Raw genomic sequence first — 1,092 nt, 5'->3', positions numbered from 1 at the left:
GGCTTCTAACTTTGCGTTATAAACATCTGAGTTATCCAAATCTTGCGTAATCCCAGTGAGAATTTCAGTTCCATCCTCATCATTTAAGGCAAAGCGGACACCTGCAAACACATCATTTTGACCGATGTTCTGTGCGTTATTTCCCCGACTATCATAGAGGTACTCTCCAATAAGGCCGACATCCCAAACCGTATCAAAAGCGCCGACGATGGTATATTCGAAACCCGTCACGACGCCAACATGATGGTCATAACTATCTCGATATACACTTTCAAGCTTCCATAACCAATCTCCGACAATGCCTTGAACATCAATACCGAAATGACTCATCAGCGCATAATATGGTTTGAGTTCACCTTGCTCGAATCGAAAATAGGGATCTCGATTGGTCCCATACAAATAGCTCAAACCAATATCCCAATCACCCAGCATTTTGGAATATCGAAATGCCACATCAATGTGTTTCTCTTCCCTACTCGATTCATAAATAGCGTTGTCAGAAACAACAGGCTCCGTACGTAAACGTCCGTCTTGACCAGCAAAAGTACGCTCCCGAAAATAAGGAAGTACCATGGCATGAAAAGCGCCCCAATCTTTAATCGCCGTAAAATGTACCATTGGCTGACCCAGTTTATCTTCGCCATCAACCGCTTCCACGGCATCTGTTTGGTTCACAACATCAACCAGGTGCGCGGACTCGGTGACGCCCCAAAACACTTTACTGATCCCAACTCTAAGCTCGTAATCATCCCAATACGTGAGAAAAAGAGCTTCTCTAATGTCACCGTGGGTTCTTTCATCATCGAGGCTATCGACTCGAAAAAACGGTGTGAAGGTGAAGCTACTATCTCCGCTTTGGAAGTCCCAGTAAAGTTCAGGCTGAACTACAACAGAGCTTTGGCCTTTACTCTGCCCTTGCAGCCCTTGAGAGAGAAACTGTCGATGCTCAACATTCAATTGCCCCGCAAGCTCAAATGCGAACAGCGAGGGCGTTACCAACATCGCGAGTAATCCGCCAAGTTGGTTTACTCTTTTGCCCATATTCATACCACTCCCTTATTTAACTCGCTTGAGCACGTTTTTGTTGAAGTC

The 1,092-nt window shown here is 45.2% G+C and carries 1 protein-coding gene; it reads right to left on the bottom strand.

Features of this window, described 5'->3' with window-relative positions:
• On the bottom strand, positions 1 to 1,041 hold a 1,041-nt coding region (locus R7Z50_RS24700), incomplete at its 3' end, for a hypothetical protein (RefSeq protein ID WP_318149378.1).
• Positions 1,042 to 1,092: the final 51 nt, after the last annotated feature.

The sequence above is a fragment of the Vibrio sp. 1249-1 genome (genome assembly GCF_033340495.1).
This window is presented reverse-complemented; position numbering and strand designations above follow the sequence as displayed.